This window comes from Bradyrhizobium sp. BLXBL-03 (assembly GCF_051853015.1).
Classification (GTDB): domain Bacteria; phylum Pseudomonadota; class Alphaproteobacteria; order Rhizobiales; family Xanthobacteraceae; genus Bradyrhizobium; species Bradyrhizobium manausense.
The window spans coordinates 1,082,212-1,101,733 of record NZ_CP182470.1 but is presented as its reverse complement, the minus strand read 5'-3'; the positions used below and the strand labels follow the sequence as shown (position 1 = coordinate 1,101,733).

Here is a 19,522-nt window from a genome sequence, read left to right as displayed (position 1 = left end):
AGGGAAATGACGTCCAATGAACATTTCCGCAGCCGACTTTGAAATAAGTCCGGAGGCGGGGCCTGTGGCCAAAGTATTCCAATTTGCAAATGGCGGGCGGCAGTCCGTAAGCCTGATAACCCGCCCGCCCCATCAGTCCTGACGGGAATGATGTCGCCGAAAGATAGCACCCGGAACCAATCGGCTCAACGCCAAATTCGGCTGTGAGCCATAAGCTGACGAAATCGGCGCACCGACGACTGCCTGGCTCCGGGCGCCAGGCGATAAGTTTCGCAACAGCTCAACCCATCCCACCTGCCAACTGCTGCATGATCCGGAAAAGTGCGAAGCGGTTTTCCCTCGCGACATCAGCGGAACGGGTTGGCGCGGAGATCATGTTCAAACAATAACCTAAAGCGCGATAACGATTCATCCCAATCTCATCGCGCTCTAGACAACCAAATCATGCGTGAAATGGTGCTCAATGCCTCTTGCGTGATCCAGGGCGCCTGGCTCGGCGTGTGAAGCGCCAATCGGGTCTGCATGATGCATCTGCGCCAGAGCGTCAATTTCCACATCGTGCGGAGCATATCCAATCGTATCGGGTCCGTGGCCCGACTTAAAATGATCGGACGGTTTGGCCTCTGCCATATCGTTCTTGAAGTGAAAGGAATCCCCTCGCTGGGGCGCGGCTGTCGTTTGCGCCGGACCGGAGGCATAGGTCGCATGGCCGTTGCTGCCGGCGTCCTGGCCCGGCGCCGCGTGCGGATTTTTGCAAGCATTCGCGTGCGTCTCGTGGACGTCGTGCTGCGACTGGGCGGACTTGAGATGACTTCCGGGTCCATCGTCCGCGACGTGATTCCCGGCAGCTGCCGAACCATGCTCCGAAGCGTGCAAATCGCGATGCGATGGCCCGGGACTGGATGTGTGCCCGGCCTGGTCGTGTTTGCCATGCTGCTTTTCGGCTGCGGCGCCATCCTCCGACGCCTGCACATCGGCTTGCGATTTTCCATGATTTACATTGTGCCCCCGCGACTCCTGCTCGGCATGCGGCTTGCCGGCTGCGGCGCCTTGTTCCGAAACATGCAAATCGCGCTGCGCCGGTTCACGATCGGGCCCCTCTGCTGCGGTCGCCCGCATGATGTCGTGTTCGGCACGCATCGATGGGTTCGCGGCAGCCGCCTGCGCGAGGCCGCTCTGTTCGATCAGAGCATCGACGGCACCGGCTCCGATGTGAGGGGTCGCGTTGCCGTCAGCGCCATCCTCGCGCCAAGTTGCGTCGACGGTCTGAATTTCGTCATGTCTGCCGCTGCCATCGCTTTGGGCAGCAGCGAAGAGGAATGAGTCCTGATGTGTTTCAGGAGCGAGCCAGGCCAGGTTGTCGAAGCCGCTGAGCGCCGGATCGACGGTCCCGGGACTATTGAGGGCGGCCATTTCGCTGCTGCCGCTTGCGGCAGCCGACGCAAGGAGATCGTTCGGGCCATCGCCAACCTTGAACGCCTGCGCGGGACTATGAAGGAACTCGTAAATCAAGACTCCGACCGCCGTCATCAAGAATGCGCCAGCGCTGCTCAAGCCCGGCCTTGAAGATGTGAGTGTCGGCAACGCGATCGCGCCGGCGACACTATCGGCACGGGATTCGATCGGCCTCCCGGCCGTCGTCGGCGTGCCAGCTACGGAATGATCAATGCGGCCGACCTTGCCCAAGGCTTTGACCGCTTTGCCCGGCGCAGGAGCCGTTTTTTGCGTGGCGATTTTAATGGTCACGACGGCGCTTGTGCCGTCTGCGGCCGTGACCGTGACGCTGTCGGTATCCGTATGATCAATTGCGGCCGCGCTCGCGTCCCTGGCATCGTCGAGCGCTGCCCAGATCAGGGCGGCGAGCGCGCCGATTCCGCCGAAAAGGCGCGACAGGGCGAAGCTCGCAAGTTCGGTCCGGCTTTTGATGTCGAGCTGGGCCGATATGCGATCGAGGCGCGCCTTGATGGCGCCTGGGGCGACCTTGAGGCGGCGCGCAATGTCCTTGTTCGGCATGCCGGAGGCGACCAGGCGCATGATCTTGCGATCCTGGTCCGTCAGCGCGGCCAGCCCATTCTCACCCAACGCGCCATTGCGTGGCTTGCTGGCAGCCGCCCGCCCCAGGGTCGGCGCCACCAGCCTCAGGGATTGAATCAAGGTTTCGGGCTCCTCGCGCATCGGAATCGCACTGCAGGCCCCCGCTTCGATTGCCGCAGCGAGATCGCCGCGCGCAACGGATGCGGTGTAGAAGACCAGGCGCGTGGCAAGGTTTTCGGCATTGGCGACGGCGAGCATTTCAGCAGCCGTCACGTCAGAAAATCCGTCCTCGACAAGCACGACATCCGGCGTCAGCCTCCGAAGTGCGTCCAGGCAATCGGCTCCATTGATGCATGAGGCGACGATTTCGAAGTCACGCTCCGCCGCGAATAGCGAGCCAAACCCCTGCAGAACGATCGGACGGCGATCAGCTATGACGAGTCGGATAGGGAGCATCTGCGGCATCTCGCCCGGCGTTCCCGCCTAACTCGCCCGGCAACGCGACCTAGGTGCAACGACGGCACTTCAAAGAGCAGCGCGGCAACGCACGACATTCCCGTTGGTTCCGACAGCGAGAGGTGAGGAGACTAGGTCGCGACCGAGCCGTTCCCCGCCGTCTCCAGCCGGAATGCCGCCGCGAACAGGGCGCGCGTGTAGTCCGTCTTCGGGTTCTTGAACAGCTCGGCGGCCTGGCCTTCCTCGACCACCTTGCCGCCGCGCATCACGATGAGGTGGCTGGCGAGCGAGGCGACGACGCGTAAGTCGTGCGAGATGAACATGTAGGTGAGATCGCGCTTGCGCTGAAGCTCACGCAAGAGATCGACCATCTGGGCCTGGAACAACATGTCGAGCGCGCTGGTCGGCTCGTCCAGCACGACGAAGTCAGGCTCCAGCACCACCGCGCGCGCGATCGAGATGCGCTGGCGCTGGCCGCCGGAGAATTCATGCGGGTAGCGATAGCGGGTATCGGGCTTCAGCCCGACATCCTCGAGCGCCTTGACGACGCGCGCCTCGCGCTCCTCACGCGACAGTTTTGGCTGATGCACCGAGAGGCCTTCGGCGATGATGTCGGCGACCGACATGCGCGGTGAGAGCGAGCCGAACGGATCCTGGAACACGATCTGCATGTCGCGCCTGAAGGGACGCATCTCCTTGAAGCGCAGGCCCTGGATGTCTTTGCCCAGGAAGACGATGCGCCCGTTCGAGGAGATCAGCCGCAGCAGCGCCAAGCCCAGCGTGGTCTTGCCCGAACCGGACTCGCCGACGACGCCGAGCGTCTCGCCCTTGCGCACGGCGACGCTGACGCCGTCCACCGCCTTGATGTGCCCCACGGTCTGGCGCATCAGGCCGCGCTTGATCGGAAACCACACCTTGAGATCGTCGGTCGACATCACCACCGGCGCGTTCGGCTGCGGCGGCGCCGGATCCGGCTTCGGCTCGGCCGCGAGCAGATCGCGCGTATAGGGATGCTTCGGGGCCTTGAAGACCTGCTCGACCGGCCCCTGCTCCACGATCACGCCGCCCTTCATGACGCAGACAGTGTCGGCGATGCGACGGACGATGCCGAGGTCGTGGGTGATGAAGAGCAGGCTCATGCCGAGCCGCGCGCGAATTTCGGCGAGCAGCGCCAGGATCTGCGCCTGCACGGTGACGTCAAGCGCCGTGGTCGGCTCGTCCGCGATCAAGAGGTCCGGCTCGTTGGCGAGTGCCATCGCGATCATCACGCGCTGGCGCTGGCCACCGGAGAGCTGGTGCGGATAGCTCTTCAGCCGCGTCTCCGGATCGGGAATGCCGACCTGCGTCAGCAATTCCAGCGTCCGCCTGCGCGCCTGCGCATTGCTGGTCGGATTGTGCAGCTGGATGATCTCGCCGATCTGCGCCTCGATCGTGTGCAGCGGGTTGAGCGAGGTCATCGGCTCCTGGAAGATGATGGAGATGTCGCTGCCGCGAATCTGGCGCATCTGCTGCTCGCTCCTGTCGATCAGCTCCTGGCCCTTGAAACGGATGCTGCCCGAGGGATGCGAGGCACTGGGATAGGGCAGCAGCTTCAGGATCGACAGCGCGCTGACCGACTTGCCGGAGCCGGACTCGCCGACCAGCGCGACGCATTCGCCGCGCTTGATCTGGAACGAGACCTTGTCGACAGCAAGCGTCGTGTTGCCGCCCTGGTGGAAAGCCACCGAGAGGTCGCGGACGGCAAGCAGGGGCTGGTTGATCGCGTCCATCACGCCCTCACTTGAACGTCTTGCGCGGATCGAAGGCGTCGCGCACGGCTTCGCCGATGAAGATCAGGAGCGACAGCATGATCGCGACCGAGAAGAAGCCGGTAAAACCGAGCCACGGCGCCTGCACGTTGGATTTGCCTTGCGACAGCAGTTCGCCGAGCGAGGGCGAGCCGGGCGGCAGGCCGAAGCCGAGGAAGTCCAGCGCCGTCAACGTCATCACCGAAGAGGAAACGATGAAGGGCAGGAAGGTCATGGTCGCGACCATCGCGTTCGGCAAGAGATGCCGGAACATGATCACGGCGTTCGACACGCCGAGCGCACGCGCCGCCTGGATGTACTCGAAATTGCGTCCGCGCAGGAACTCGGCGCGCACGAGGCCGACCAGCGACACCCATGAGAACAGCAGGAGAATGCCGAGCAGCACGAAGAAGCCGGGCACCAGCACCGACGACAGGATCAGGAGCAGATAGAGCGAGGGAATCGCGGTCCAGATCTCGATGAAACGCTGGAAGGTCAGGTCGATCCAGCCGCCGAAATAGCCCTGGATGCCGCCGGCGGCGACGCCGACGATCGAGGAGACGATGGTGAGGCAGAGGCCGAACAGCACCGAGATGCGGAAGCCATAGATCAGCCGCGCCACCACGTCGCGGCCCTGATCGTCGGTGCCGAGCCAGTTGTATTCGAGATCACGGCAGCTCTTCAGGCCCTTCTTCTCGACCACCGGCTTGCATTGGGCTTCCGTCAGCATCCAGGTCGGCGGCGACGGCGCCGGGGTCGGCAGATCGAGATTGTGGGTGTCGTAGGAATAGCGGATCAAGGGCCAGACGATGCTGCCGCCCTTGTCCTTGATCAGCTTCTGCAAGTACGGATCGCGATAATCCGCCGCGGTCTCGAAGTCGCCGCCGAACGTCGTCTCCGAATAGGTGACGAAAGCCGGCCAGTAGAGGTGGCCGTCATATTTGATCAGGAACGGCCGGTCGTTGGCGATCAGCTCGGCGAACAGCGACACCACGAACAGGACCATGAAGATCCAGAACGACCAATAGCCGCGCCGGTTCGCCTTGAAGTTCTCCCAGCGCCGCCTGTTGAGCGGCGACGGCGCGAACGGCTTGCGCGTGATCGGCACGGCTGCGCCGAGCGGCGTCTTGGCCGACGTCTCGACCGGGGTCGGGGCGGTCAGGGCCATCAGACCTCCCTCGCCTCAAAGTCGATGCGCGGATCGATCCACATATAGGTCAGATCGGAGATCAGATTGACCACGAGGCCGACCAGCGAAAAGATGTAGAGGGTGCCGAACACGACGGGATAGTCGCGATTGAGCACGCTCTCGAAACTGAGCAGTCCGAGCCCGTCCAGCGAGAAGATCGTCTCGATCAGCAGCGAGCCGGAGAAGAAGGCGTGGATGAAGGCGCCCGGGAAGCCCGCGATCACGATCAGCATCGCGTTGCGGAAAATGTGGCCATAGAGCACCTGGTTCTCGCTGCAGCCCTTGGCCCGCGCGGTCATGACATATTGCTTGCGGATCTCGTCCAGGAACGAATTCTTGGTGAGCAGCGTCATGGTCGCGAATGCGCTGAGCCCCATCGAGATCAGCGGCAAGGTGAGGTGCCAGAAATAGTCGATGATCTTCCAGTACCAGGGAAATTGCGACCAGCCATCCGAGGTGAGCCCCCGCAGCGGGAACAGGTTGAAGAAGGAGCCGCCGGCGAACAGGATGATCAGGAGGATCGCGAACAGGAAGCCCGGGATCGCGAAGCCGATGATGATCACCGCGGACGTCCAGGTGTCGAAGCGGGAGCCGTCCTTGACCGCCTTGCGGATGCCGAGCGGGATCGAGATCAGATAGGTGATCAGCGTCAGCCAGATGCCGAGCGAGATCGAGACCGGCAGCTTCTCCTTGATCAGCTGGATCACGCTGACATCGCGGAAATAGCTCTTGCCGAAATCGAAGCGGGCGAAGTTCCAGACCATCAGCGCGAAACGCTCCGGCGCCGGCTTGTCGAAGCCGAACTGCACTTCGAGCTTCTTGATGAAGTCAGGATCGAGCCCCTGCGCGCCGCGATATTTGGAGTTGATGGCGTCGGCACCGGCACCGAGCTGCCCCGGCGCGCGCTGGGCAAAATCGCCGCCGCCCGAGATACGCGAGGTGCCGCCGGTGTCGGCGCCCGACAGCTGCGCGATCACGCGCTCGACCGGCCCGCCCGGCGCGAACTGCACGACGACAAAGGACACGAAGAGGATTCCGAGCAAGGTCGGAATCATCAGGAGAACGCGGCGGGCGATATAGGCGCTCATGATTATTTCGCCTGCTCGAGCTTGGCGGCCTTGGCGGGGTCGTACCACCACAGGGTCCGCTCCCCTACGCCACTCGTATAGTCGTTGAGCGCGTAACGCGGCAGGTTCGCGGGATGGCTGAACTCGTCCCAATACGCCAGCCGGTGGCTGGTATTGTACCATTGCGGCACCCAGTAGCGGCCAGCACGGAAGACACGATCGATCGCGCGGCAGGCAACCGTCAGATCTTGGCGCGTCTCGGCGGCCATCGCCTTCTCGACCAGCGCGTCGAGCGCGGGGCTGGATGCGCCGGCCAGATTGTAGGACCCCTTCGTCGCTGCTGCTTGCGAGGTGAAGTAGGTGCGCAGGCTGTCGCCGGGCGTAGCCGACATGGTGATGCGGTTGATGGCCACGTCGAAATCGAAGGATTCGACGCGGGCGCGATACTGGACGGCATCGATGAGACGCAAATTCGCATCGATGCCAAGCATGTTCAGATTCTTCAGGAACGAGGCGTGATGCGGCTGGAACGAGGCCTCGTCGGTCAGGAACTCGATGCTGAAGACCTCGCCGCTCGGCAACAGCCGCCTGCCGTCCTTGACCGGAAGCTGCGCCTCCTGGAGCAATTGCTGCGCCTTGCGCAGCAGCGCGCGATCCTGGCCCGAACCGTCAGACACCGGCGGCACGAACGGCTCGCCGAACACTTCATCGGGCACCTGGCCGCGGAAGGGCTCGAGCAGCTTCAGCTCCTCCGGCGACGGCATCCCTTCGGCGACGAGATCGGAATTCTGGAACGGCGAGCGGGCGCGCGCATAGGCGCCGTACATGATGGTCTTGTTGGTCCACTCGAAATCGAACGCATAGTTCAGCGCTTCGCGCACTTTGGGATTCTTGAACTTGTCCCGCCGCGTGTTGAGGAACCAGCCCTGACCGCCCGAAGGTGTCTGATCGGGCACCTCCTCGCGCTTGACGCGGCCGTCCTTGATCGCCGGGAAGTCGTAGCGCGTCGCCCAGATGCGCGAGGTGAACTCCTCGCGGTAGAGATAGTTCTTGCCGGTGAAGCCCTCGAAGGCGACGTCGCGGTCGCGGTAGAACTCGTAGCGGATCACATCGAAATTGTTGCTGCCGCGGCAGACCGGCAACTCGGCGGCCCACCAATCCCTCACGCGCTCGAATTCGATGAAGCGATTGATCTCGAACTTGCCGACCTTGTAAGGGCCCGAGCCAAGCGGCGTGTCGGTCGTGGTCTCGTCGAACGTCCGGCTCGCGTAATAGGCCTTGGAGAAGATCGGAAGGCTCGCCACGTAAAGCGGCACGTCGCGCGCGCGCTTCTCGGCGAAGGTCACGATGACGGTGGCATCGTCGATGGCCTCGGCGCCCTTGACGTCGCGCATCTGGATCTGGATCAGCGGATGACCCTTGTCCTTCAGGACATCGATCGAGAAGGCAACGTCGTGTGCGGTCAGCATCGTACCGTCGTGAAACTTCGCCCCAGGCCGCATCGTGTAGCGATAGGCGAGCTTGTCGGGAGAGATCTGCACCGACTTCGCGGCATAGCCGTACATGGCATCGGGCTCGTCACCGGCATGCGCCATCAGCGTGGCGAAGGTCAGATCCATGCCTTGTGCGCCCTCGCCCTTCAGCACAAAGGCGTTGAGCGAGTTGAAGGTGAAGAAGGACTGGTTGTAGCCCTTTGTCGACGGAATCAGCGAGAACACGCCGCCCTTCGGTGCGTCGACATTGACGTAATCGAAATGGTGGAAATCGGCGGGATATTTGAGATCGCCGAAGGCCGAGATGCCGTGGGCCTCGGTGGGCCCCTCGGACGCCGCTGCGTTACGGAGTGCGGCGGCGCTGAGCGCGCCGCCGACACCGAGGACCAGCACATGCCGGCGTGAAAGCTGCACCATGCGGGACATGTCCTTCACGACTTCTTTGCGATCCGTGCCGCCTTGTCTGCGTCGTACCACCAGATGAACGGGAAGCCGGACTGCCCATATTTCGGCAATTCCGCCGGCCGACCGAAGCGATCCCAGCGCGCAGTGCGCACCTTCGGATAATTCCATTGCGGCACGACGTAGTGATTCCACAGCAGCACACGGTCGAGCGCCTTGGTCGCCGCAACGAGATCATCGCGATCGGTCGCGTAGATCAAGCGCTCGATCAACTTGTCGACGGCCGGATTCTTGATGCCGGCAAGATTGCGCGAACCGGCGATATCGGCGGTCTTGGACGACCAGAACTCGCGCTGCTCGTTGCCCGGCGATTGCGACTCGCCCCAGGAGTTGGTGACGACGTCGAAATCCCACTCGCGCGTCCTGTTCTCGTATTGGGTCGGATCGACCGTCCGCACGCTGACGGCGATGCCGAGCCGTTCCAGCGACGGCTTGTAGAACAGCGTGACTCGCTCGAAGCTCGGATCCGAGTTCAGCAGCTCGAGGGAAAACTGGGTGCCGGTCTTGACGTCGATCAGCTTGCGGTCGCGCACCTCGTAGCCGGCCTCCTTGAACAAGCGTAGCGCCTCGCGCAGATTGTCGCGGACGGCTTCCGGGCTGCCGCCGACCGGATTGGTGTAGGGAGTCGTGAAAACCTCGGGCGGGACTTGGGCGCGCACCGTCTCGAGGATTTCGAGCTCTTTTCCCTGCGGCAATCCGGTCGCCATCAACTCGTCGATGCCGTCGAAATAGCTGCTGATGCGCTTGTACTGACCGTAGAAGATCTGCTTGTTCATCTCCTCGAAGTCGAACGCATAGTTGAGCGCACGGCGCACGCGCGGATCGCTGAACTTGGAGCGGCGCAGGTTCGGCACGAAGGCCTGCATCACGCCCGAGCTGCGATTGGGAAATTCCTCGAGGATCACCCGTTTTTCGGTCACAGCCGGGAAATCGTAGGCGGTCGCCCAGTTCTTGGCGCTGTTCTCGGTGCGCCAATCGACCTGATCGGCCTTGAAGGCCTCGATCGCGACGGTGGCGTCGCGGAAATATTCGTAGCGTAGCTCGTCGAAATTGTTGCGCCCCACATTGGCGGCGAAATCGCCTCCCCAATAGTCCTTGACGCGTTCCAGCGCGATCGACCGTCCTGCAACGAACTCCTTGACCTTGTAGGGGCCGGAGCCCAGCGGCACTTCGAGCGTGGTCGCCGAGACATCGCGCTTCTTGCCCTGCGCGTCCGTTCCTTCCCACCAATGCTTCGGCAGGACCGTGAGCTGCCCGACGATCTGCGGCAACTCGCGGTTGCCTGGTGCGTCGAACACGAATTTCACCTCGCGCTCGCCGACCTTCTCGGCCCGGACCACATGGCTGTAATAGGCCGAGTACATTGGGTGGTGCTTCTTGAAGGCATCGAGCGAGAAGATCACGTCCTCGACAGTAACAGGCTTGCCATCATGCCATTTGGCCTCGGGCCGGAGACGATAGGTGACAAAGGAGAAATCGTCTGGGTGGCTGGCGGCTTCGGCCAGCGCGCCGTATTCGGTCGAGACCTCGTCGAGAGCGGGCGTCATGAGGGATTCGTAGATGAATGCGACGGCACCGGAGACCTGCCCCTTCACGCCGGCCACGACGATATTGAAATTATCGAAGGTGCCGATGGCGATCTGGCGGGCGACGCCGCCCTTGGGTGCGTCCGGATTGACGTAGTCGAAGCGCTTGAAGTCGGCCGGATACTTGACCTTGCCAAACAGCGAGAGCGCATGGCGCCAGGGAAGCTCGCTCGCGGATTGTGCCTCTGCCGTGCCGACGACGGGAACACCCGCTGCAGAGCCGAGGGCGGGAAGCGCAGCGACGGCCGCGCCGGTGAGCAAGAGATCGCGTCGGGTAATGGCCAAATCAACATCCCTGTCTTGAAGGAGGCTACTCCTTTAAGTTCCCAATATAGGCGAGGTTTCGACGGAATATGTTGCTTTTTCCTCATCTTGGAAGGCCAGGTGGCGCATCAGATGCGGCCAAACGCCCCGATAACAACGCCGCGAGGCCCGAAAATGGAAACGGCCAGGCTTTGGGGCCTGGCCGCATATCCAAGAGCGATACCAACGACCTTATTTCGCCGCGGTCGGCAGCGGCTGCGGGCTGTCGGAGAGGCTGTTGAGGTAGGCGATGACGTCGGCGCGCTCGGAGTCCTTCGGGATACCGGCAAAACCCATCGCGGTGCCGGGGATGTCGGCCTTCGGGTTGGCGATGAACTTGTTGAGCTCGTCGATGGTCCAGGTGCCGCCCTTGGCCTTCATGGCGGCCGAGAAGTTGAAGCCGTTGCGGCCTTCGCCGCGATGGTCGCCGACGATGCCATACAGGTTCGGACCCACCCGGTTCGGGCCGCCTTTCTCGAAGGTGTGGCAGGCGGCACACTTCTTGGCGGCAGCAGCGCCCTTCTCGACGGACGCGGTCTGAAGCAGCTTTTCGATCGGCTCGGACGAGGCTGCAGCCGCGGGGGCACCGCCCTTGTCACCGGCCTCTTCCTTCACGGCGATCTCGAAGCCCGGCTTTTCCGGCATCTTCGGCGAGAACAGCGCCTGGGCGGTGAAGCTCGTCACCAGCAGAATGAGACAGGTGCCGAGCACCGCACCGAGAATCTTGTTGAGTTCGAAAGAGTCCATTTCCGGCCAGGCCCCACACCGCAAGAAGGAATTAGCGGCCGGGCGGCCGCCAGGACGAGCCTCGGGAGAATCAGACGTTCCTTATTGTTTCCCCGAGTTTTGCCACTCAGATATCGGTTTGCCCGGGGTCTGGCAACCCGTATAAGCGAGCCGGCTCATCGCCCATCCCCATCCGATTGTTTGAGGCGGAAAACGCCTCGTTTCCAGGCCCTTGAACCCAAGCCTTTGACATGATCGATCCTCGCATCCTGGTGCTGATCCCGGCCCGCATGGCCGCCACCCGCCTGCCCGGCAAGCCGCTCGCCGATATCGCGGGCCTGCCGATGATCGTGCATGTGATGCGGCGCGCCGAAGCCGCCGGTATCGGCCGGGTGGCGGTGGCAACCGACACGGACGAGATCGCGTCCGTCGTGAGAGCCCATGGCGGCGAGGCCGTGATGACCAGCCCCGCGCACCCCTCCGGCTCCGACCGCATCCATGAGGCCATGCAGAAGCTCGACCCGGACGCGAAGGCCGAGATCGTGATCAATCTCCAGGGCGATTTCCCGACCATCACGCCGCAGACCATCCGCGAGGTGCTGCCGCCCTTCGACGATCCTGCGGTCGACATCGTGACGCTGGCCTCACAGATCCACACCGAGGAGGAGGACCGAGCCCCGAGCGTCGTGAAGGCGATCGGCTCGCCGATCGGGCCGCGGCGGATGCGGGCGCTCTATTTTACCCGCGCGACCGCTCCCTACGGCGATGGACCGCGTTACCACCATATCGGTCTCTATGCGTACCGCCGCGCGGCGCTGGAGCGTTACGTCACGCTGCCGCGCTCACCCCTGGAGGTTCAGGAAAACCTGGAGCAACTCCGGGCGGTGGAAGCCGGCATGCGCATCGACATCATCATCGTCGACAGCGTGCCGCGCGGCGTCGACACGCCGCCGGATCTCGAAACCGCCCGCGGCATCCTTTCCAAATCCTGAGCCGCTGCTACAAGGCCGTCATGAGCAAGATGAAGATCGCTTTCCAGGGCGAACCTGGCGCCAATTCCCATATCGCCATCGTCGAGGCCTATCCCGACGCGGAACCGATGCCCTGCGCCACCTTCGAGGACGCGCTGTCGGCGATCTCCTCGGGCGAGGCCGACCTCGGCATGATCCCGATCGAGAATTCGGTGGCGGGGCGCGTCGCCGACATCCATCATCTGCTGCCGGCTTCCGGCCTCTTCATCATCGGCGAATGGTTCCTGCCGGTCCGCCATCAGCTGATGGCGATCAAGGGCACCAGGCTCGAGGACATCAAGAGCGTCGAGAGCCATGTGCACGCGCTCGGCCAGTGCCGCCGCATCATCCGCAAGCTCGGGATCAAGCCGATCGTGCACGCCGATACCGCCGGCAGCGCCCGCGACATCTCCGAGCGCAAGGACAAGACCGTCGCCGCGATCGCCTCGCGCCTCGCGGCAAAAATCTACGGCCTCGACATCCTCGCCGAGGACATCGAGGACGAGGCCCACAATACCACGCGCTTCGTGGTGCTGGCGCGGGAGCCGAAATGGGCTGCGCCAGGGTCGGGTCCGCTGGTCACCACATTTGTTTTTCGGGTGCGCAACTTGCCCGCCGCGCTGTACAAAGCGCTCGGCGGCTTTGCCACCAACGGCGTCAACATGACCAAGCTCGAGAGCTACATGGTCGACGGCAATTTCTTCGCCACGCAGTTCTACGCTGACGTCGACGGCCACCCCGAAGACAAGGGCCTGGCGTTTGCAATCGAGGAGCTGAAATTCTTCTCGCGCGAATTCCGCATCGTCGGCGTGTATCCGGGCCACCCCTTCCGCGCGACCTTCAGCGAGAAGCAGGACTGATTGCCGTGTCGTTCCGGGGCACGCGCAGCGTGAACTATGGTGCGCACTTGCGCACCTGAGAACCTCGAGATTCCGGGTTCGATGCTTCGCATCGCCCCGGAATGACAGCAGTGGTTATGCCGCCCGCTTCGGCCCCAACGCCTCCGCCAGCAGCGAATATGACTTCTTGCGCGCTTCGTGATCGTACACGGCGGTGATCACCATCAGTTCGTCGGGTTTGCTCGCATCCAGCAGCGGCTGCAGCTTCCTCTGCACGGTCGCCGGATTGCCAACGAACAGGCGCGAGCGGTTTCGCGCGATCGAGATGCGCTCGGAATCCGTATAGGGATAGGCCAGCGCCTCCTCGACACTCGGCAGCGGCAGATATTGACCGCGATCGCGGCGCAGGCGATTGAGATCGAAGGATGTGGCGAGATTTTCGGCCTCCTCATCCGTGTCCGCCGTGATGACGGCAACTGCGAGGATCGCATGCGGGGTCGCGCGCCAGGCCGAGGGCTGGAAGCGATTGCGATAATGCACCATCGCATCGATCGCATCATGGGACGCAAAGTGATGCGCAAAAGCGAAGCCCATGCCGACTTGTGCTGCCAGCTCCGAGGAATAATCGCTGGAGCCGAGCAGCCAGATCGGCGGCAGCTTGGTGTCGTCGGGCATCGCGACGACGTTGTGATAGGGATGGCCTGCCGGAAATTCGCGGGTCTCCCACAGGATCAATTCGTGCAGCCGCTCCAGGAAATCGTCGCCCTCACGGCGGTCGAGCCGGCTGCGCAGCGCATAGGCCGTGGCGCCATCGGTGCCGGGGGCGCGGCCGAGGCCGAGGTCGATGCGGCCGGGAAACAGCGCCTCCAGCATCTTGAAGCGCTCGGCTACGACCAGCGGGGCGTGGTTGGGCAGCATCACGCCGCCAGAGCCGACACGGATGTGCTTGGTCACCGCCGCGATCTGCCCGATCATCACGTCGGGCGCCGGGCTCGCGACCGAAGCGAGGTTGTGATGCTCGGCGAGCCAGTAGCGGACATAGCCAAGCCGATCGACATGGCGCGCCAGGTCGATGCTGTTGCGCAGCGCCGCGGCCGGCTTTGTGCCCGTGGTGACGACGGAGAGGTCGAGGACTGAAAGCGGGATCATGGCGCGGTAACGTAATAGAGGACCGCGCGGCGACAATGGGCAGCGGGCGCAGATCTGGCGTGTGTCGTCCGCGAGCCCGGGCGTATGACGAAGCCAGGAGTTGGGACAACTCAACCGCCCGCAACATAGAATTCACTCTGCCCACCCTCAAAACGAGAGGTCCGTCAGGCCTAGAGAATGGATTATCTAATTGTTATGTTTGTAAAATATTCTATTTTAGCACGCTTCCCACTCGAAGCCTACAAACTGCAATATTGATAGCAATACTGCACGAAGTGGGCGACTTCCCATAACCGATGGGCTGTCGAGTAATCCGCCTTTGTCCTATCTTAGACCTTCCCAAGATAGACCCCGGCCGCCTGTCCTTGGCGAGCCCCTGGAGTGAGTGGTGCCATGACCGAGACGACGACGCCTGCCCATACCGAAGGGCAAGACGGGCACCTGAAGCGGCCGGCGATCTCGTTCGAGTTCTTTCCGCCCAAGACGGAAGATATGGAGCGGAATCTCTGGGAGACCATCAACCGGCTGGCGCCGCTGGACCCGAAATTCGTGTCGGTGACCTATGGCGCCGGCGGCTCGACCCGCGAGCGCACCCATTCGACCATTTCCCGCATCCTCAAGGAGACCCCGCTGCTGCCGGCCGCGCATCTGACCTGCGTCGGGGCCTCGCGCGGCGAGATCGACGAGATCGTCGACCGCTACCATGAGGTCGGCGTCCGCCACATCGTAGCCTTGCGCGGCGATCCCGCCGGCGGCATCGGCACGCCCTATGCGAGCCATCCCGACGGCTATCAGAGCTCGGCCGACCTCGTTGCGGGCATCAAGAAGCGGCACGCCGATATCGAGGTGTCGGTCTCGGCCTATCCCGAGAAGCATCCTGAGTCGCGCGATTTCGACGCGGACATCGATACGCTGAAGGCAAAAGTCGACGCCGGTGCGACGCGGGCGATCACGCAAGTCTTCTTCGATAACGACTTTTACTTCCGCTACCTCGATCGCGTCCGCGCGCGCGGGATCAACATTCCGGTCGTGCCGGGCATCATGCCCATGCACAATTTCAAGCAGGCGCGCAATTTCGTCACTCGGAACGGCACCACCGTTCCCGAGTGGCTTGCCGCGAAGTTCGAGGGGCTCGACAACGATGCCGAGACCCGCAAGCTGGTGGCCGCAACCGTCGCCGCCGGCCAGGTGCAGAAACTGGCAAAACACGGCGTCGACACCTTCCATTTCTACACCATGAACCGCGCCGATCTCGTGTTCGCGATCAGCCATTTGCTCGGCATTCGCGCCAAGAGCGCGCAGAAGGCGGCTTGAGACGCCATGACCGTATCCCCCTCGCCCAAGCGAACCGCCCTGATCAACGCCGCGCGCGAGCGCATCCTCGTGCTCGACGGCGCCATGGGCACGATGATCCAGAACCTGCAGTTCGACGAGGCCGCCTTCCGCGGCGAGCGCTTCAAGAACTTCCATCGCGACTTGCGCGGCAACAACGACCTGCTGATCCTGACCCAGCCGCAGGCGATCGAGGACATCCACGCGGCCTATTTGCGCGCCGGTGCCGACATCGTCGCGACCAACACGTTCTCGACCACCTCGATCGCGCAGGCCGACTACGATCTCACCGACATCGTCTACGAGATGGCGCGCGAAGGTGCCCGCCTCGCCGGCAATGCCGCCCGCCGCGTTGCCGCCGAGGACGGCAAGCCGCGCTTCGTCGCCGGTGCCATCGGCCCGACCAACCGCACCGCCTCGATCTCGCCTGACGTGGCCAATCCAGGCTATCGCGCCGTCACCTTCGATGACTTGCGCAAATCCTATGGCGAGCAGATCCGCGGCCTGATCGACGGCGGGGTCGATCTGCTGCTGGTCGAGACCATCTTCGATACGCTGAACGCCAAGGCGGCGCTCTATGCCATCGCCGAGATCACCGAGGAACTCGGCATCGACATGCCGGTGATGGTGTCGGGCACCATCACCGACAAATCCGGCCGTCTGCTCTCCGGCCAGATGCCGGAAGCGTTCTGGAATTCGGTGCGGCACGCCAAGCCCGTCACCATCGGCTTCAACTGCGCACTCGGCGCCGAAGATCTGCGCGCGCATATCGCCGATATCGGCCGGGTCGCTGACACGCTCGTTTGCGCCTATCCGAATGCCGGCCTGCCCAACGAATTCGGCCAGTATGACGAGACGCCGGAATACATGGCGCGCCTGGTCGGCGAATTCGCGCGCGATGGTCTCGTCAACATCGTCGGCGGATGCTGCGGCACCACGCCGGAGCATATCGCGGCGATTGCTGCCGCCGTCGCCCCGCACAAGCCGCGCATCGTGCCGGAGATCGCGCCACGCTTACGCCTCTCCGGCCTCGAGCCGTTCGTGCTGACCGATGCGATTCCGTTCGTGAACGTCGGCGAGCGCACCAACGTCACCGGCTCCGCCCGCTTCCGCAAGCTCATCACATCAGGCGACTACACCGCGGCGCTGCAGGTCGCGCGCGACCAGGTCGAAAACGGTGCGCAGATCATCGACGTCAACATGGACGAAGGGCTTCTGGATTCGGAAGCCGCGATGGTCACCTTCCTCAACCTCGTCGCCGCCGAGCCCGACATCGCCCGCGTGCCTGTCATGGTCGACTCGTCGAAAATCTCGGTGATCGAGGCCGGCCTGAAATGCGTGCAGGGCAAGCCGGTCGTGAATTCGATCTCGATGAAGGAAGGCGAGGAGAAATTCATTCACGAGGCCAAGATCGCGCGGCGCCATGGCGCGGCCGTCGTGGTGATGGCATTCGACGAGGTCGGTCAGGCCGACACGTTCGCGCGCAAGACCGAGATCTGCAAGCGCGCCTACGATATCCTCGTCAATCGCGTCGGCTTCCCGCCCGAGGACATCATCTTCGATCCGAATATCTTTGCGATCGCGACCGGGATCGAGGAGCACAACAATTACGGCGTCGACTTCATCGAGGCGACGCGATGGATCCGGCGGAACCTGCCGGGCGCGCATATCTCGGGCGGCGTGTCGAACCTGTCGTTCTCGTTCCGCGGCAACGAGCCGGTGCGCGAGGCCATGCATTCGGTGTTCCTGTATCACGCCATCAAGGCCGGCATGGACATGGGCATCGTCAATGCCGGACAGATGATCGTCTATGACGATATCGATCCCGAGCTGCGTCAAACCTGCGAGGACGTCGTCCTCAACCGCGACCCCGGCGCCTCCGAGCGTCTGCTGGCGCTCGCGGAAAAGTTCCGCGGCAAGAAGACGGAAGCCAAGGAAGCTGATCTCGCCTGGCGCGAATGGCCGGTGGAGAAGCGGCTGTCGCATTCGCTGGTGCATGGCATCACCGAGTTCATCGAGCAGGACACCGAGGAAGCCCGCAAGAATTCCTCGCGACCGCTCGACGTGATCGAGGGACCGTTGATGGCCGGCATGAACGTGGTCGGCGACCTCTTCGGCGACGGCAAGATGTTCCTGCCGCAGGTGGTGAAGTCCGCGCGCGTCATGAAGCAGGCCGTTGCCTATCTCATGCCGTTCATGGAGGAAGAGAAGGCGCGCAACCTCGCCAGCGGCATCGGTGGCGCGGCGAGTTCGTCGGCCGGCAAGATCGTGCTGGCGACGGTGAAGGGCGACGTCCACGACATCGGCAAGAACATCGTCGGCATCGTGCTCCAGTGCAACAACTATGAAGTCATCGACCTCGGCGTGATGGTGCCGGCGGCGAAGATCGTCGAGACCGTGAAGGCCGAGAAGGCCGACATCGTCGGTCTCTCCGGCCTGATCACGCCCTCGCTCGACGAGATGGCGTTCTTCGCCGGCGAACTGCAGCGCGAAGGCCTCAAGCTGCCGCTGCTGATCGGCGGCGCCACGACGAGCCGCGTGCATACGGCTGTGAAGATCGACCCGAGCTATCGCGCCGGCCCCGTGGTGCATGTCAATGACGCCAGCCGCGCCGTCGGCGTCGCCTCCTCGCTGCTCTCGCCGGAGAAGCGCGAGGCTTATGCGGCCGAAGTGCGCGCCGAATATGCCAAGATCTCCGAGGCGCATCTGCGGGCGCAGGCCGACAAGAAGCGGCTGAAGCTCACTGATGCGCGCGCCAACCGCGTGCCGGTCGATTTTGCCAAGAGCAAGCCGGTGAAGCCGACCTTCCTCGGCACCAAGAGCTTCGACGACTACGACCTCGCCGAGCTCGTCCCCTTTATCGACTGGACGCCGTTCTTCCAGACCTGGGAGCTCGCAGGCCGCTTCCCCGCCATCCTCAAGGACGACAAGGTCGGCGAGGTCGCGCGCTCGCTCTATGACGATGCGCGCAAGATGCTCGACACCATCGTCAAGGAAAAATGGTTCCGCGCGCGCGCCACCATCGGCTTCTGGCCGGCAAATGCGCAAGGCGACGACATCGTGCTCTATGCCGATGATAACAGGACCAAGAGCATCGCGACGCTGCACACGCTGCGCCAGCAGCTCGAGAAGCGCGAGGGCCGGTTCAACGCGGCGCTGTCCGACTTCGTCGCGCCCACGGGCGTGCCCGACTATGTCGGCGGCTTCGTCGTCACCGCCGGGATCGGCGAGGACGCGGTCGCCGACCGCTTCAAAATGGCCAATGACGACTACTCCTCGATCCTGTGCAAGGCGCTGGCCGACCGGCTCGCCGAAGCGTTCGCCGAACGCATGCATGCCCGGGTGCGCCGCGAGTTCTGGGCCTATGCGCCCGACGAGGCGCTCTCCAACGAGGATCTGATCCTGGAAAAATATCAGGGCATCCGCCCCGCGCCCGGCTATCCCGCCCAGCCCGATCACACCGAGAAGGCGACGCTGTTCGAGCTGCTCGATGCCGAAGCCACCGCCGGGGTGAAGCTGACCGAGAGCTTTGCGATGTGGCCGGGCTCAAGCGTATCGGGGCTCTATTTCGCCAGCCCCGAGAGCTATTATTTCGGCGTCGGCAAGATCGAGCGCGACCAGGTCGAGGACTACGCCGCGCGCAAGGGCATGAGCGTCGCGGAGGCCGAGCGCTGGCTGGCGCCGGTGCTGAACTACATCCCGTCGCAGCCGGCGAGCGATAAGGCCTTTGCCGCAACGCCGGCCAACGACGAGATGTCGAAGGATCTCGCCTCGCATCCGCCCGGCTGCACCTGCGCGGTGCATCTGGTCTGGCAGAGGAAGCGCGCGGGGGCGGGATAGGCGCCAGGATTGCAAAACGCGAAACAACCCCATGCACAGTAGGGATGGGGTTGATCGGGTTATACGATTTCGTTTTTACGGAAAATCGCTTGCTCCGTCGGGCAAAACAGCTGTATGAGAGCAGGATCGGGCATGGCGCGTGATGCCCACCGCCGTCATTCCGGGGCGCGACCCCCTTGGCGCGAGCCCGGAATCCATTTGTCCTCATCACCCGCCGCAGAATGGATTGCGGGTTGGAATGACAGCGTG

12 protein-coding genes are annotated in these 19,522 nt (G+C 63.5%); 4 read left to right on the top strand and 8 right to left on the bottom strand.

Going from position 1 to position 19,522, the window contains the following annotated elements; all coding sequences use genetic code 11:
- Positions 1 to 429: 429 nt before the first annotated feature.
- From ACNJX9_RS05245 to ACNJX9_RS05215, 7 genes are all read right to left on the bottom strand, one after another.
- Positions 430 to 2,499 (bottom strand): LuxR C-terminal-related transcriptional regulator, encoded by a 2,070-nt coding sequence (locus ACNJX9_RS05245; protein WP_439408045.1) that lies wholly within the window; start codon positions 2,497 to 2,499, stop codon positions 430 to 432.
- A 122-nt stretch (positions 2,500 to 2,621) separates the two neighbouring features.
- Entirely contained in the window at positions 2,622 to 4,259 is a 1,638-nt protein-coding gene (locus ACNJX9_RS05240) for an ABC transporter ATP-binding protein (protein WP_057759474.1), read from the bottom strand.
- Positions 4,260 to 4,266: 7 nt separating this feature from the next.
- Positions 4,267 to 5,445 carry an ABC transporter permease gene (locus ACNJX9_RS05235; protein WP_057759476.1) on the bottom strand — a complete coding sequence of 393 codons (1,179 nt, stop codon included), beginning with the start codon at positions 5,443 to 5,445 and terminating at the stop codon, positions 4,267 to 4,269.
- Complete coding sequence (locus tag ACNJX9_RS05230) at positions 5,445 to 6,554, bottom strand: microcin C ABC transporter permease YejB (RefSeq protein WP_057759478.1); 1,110 nt, start codon at positions 6,552 to 6,554, stop codon at positions 5,445 to 5,447. Before ACNJX9_RS05230 ends, ACNJX9_RS05235 begins: the two co-directional genes overlap by 1 nt.
- Positions 6,555 to 6,556: 2 nt before the next feature.
- Positions 6,557 to 8,443, bottom strand: coding sequence for an extracellular solute-binding protein (locus ACNJX9_RS05225; protein ID WP_439410013.1), 1,887 nt, complete (start codon positions 8,441 to 8,443; stop codon positions 6,557 to 6,559).
- A gap of 14 nt (positions 8,444 to 8,457) precedes the next feature.
- Positions 8,458 to 10,359: an ABC transporter substrate-binding protein gene (locus tag ACNJX9_RS05220; protein ID WP_439408044.1), complete on the bottom strand. Its 1,902-nt coding sequence runs from the start codon at positions 10,357 to 10,359 to the stop codon at positions 8,458 to 8,460.
- Between the two features lie 210 nt (positions 10,360 to 10,569).
- Entirely contained in the window at positions 10,570 to 11,124 is a 555-nt protein-coding gene (locus ACNJX9_RS05215; protein WP_439408043.1) for a c-type cytochrome, read from the bottom strand.
- A gap of 230 nt (positions 11,125 to 11,354) precedes the next feature.
- Between ACNJX9_RS05215 and ACNJX9_RS05210 the strand changes: the two genes are divergently transcribed.
- Together ACNJX9_RS05210 and ACNJX9_RS05205 are read left to right on the top strand one after the other, a co-directional pair.
- Positions 11,355 to 12,095 carry a 3-deoxy-manno-octulosonate cytidylyltransferase gene (locus ACNJX9_RS05210; RefSeq protein WP_439408042.1) on the top strand — a complete coding sequence of 247 codons (741 nt, stop codon included), beginning with the start codon at positions 11,355 to 11,357 and terminating at the stop codon, positions 12,093 to 12,095.
- 20 nt (positions 12,096 to 12,115) lie between these two features.
- Positions 12,116 to 12,973, top strand: coding sequence for a prephenate dehydratase (locus ACNJX9_RS05205; RefSeq protein WP_439408041.1), 858 nt, complete (start codon positions 12,116 to 12,118; stop codon positions 12,971 to 12,973).
- Between the two features lie 114 nt (positions 12,974 to 13,087).
- Here the strand turns inward: ACNJX9_RS05205 and ACNJX9_RS05200 are convergent, their stop codons facing one another.
- Entirely contained in the window at positions 13,088 to 14,101 is a 1,014-nt protein-coding gene (locus ACNJX9_RS05200; protein ID WP_439408040.1) for an LLM class flavin-dependent oxidoreductase, read from the bottom strand.
- Positions 14,102 to 14,494: 393 nt separating this feature from the next.
- On the opposite strand from ACNJX9_RS05200, the gene metF reads away from it, so the two are divergent.
- Both metF and metH read left to right on the top strand, forming a co-directional pair.
- The gene (gene metF, locus ACNJX9_RS05195; RefSeq protein WP_439408039.1) at positions 14,495 to 15,415 is read left to right on the top strand and encodes a methylenetetrahydrofolate reductase [NAD(P)H]; all 921 of its coding nucleotides are present in this window, start codon (positions 14,495 to 14,497) and stop codon (positions 15,413 to 15,415) included.
- A 6-nt stretch (positions 15,416 to 15,421) separates the two neighbouring features.
- Positions 15,422 to 19,273, top strand: coding sequence for a methionine synthase (gene metH / locus ACNJX9_RS05190; RefSeq protein ID WP_439408038.1), 3,852 nt, complete (start codon positions 15,422 to 15,424; stop codon positions 19,271 to 19,273).
- Positions 19,274 to 19,522: the final 249 nt, after the last annotated feature.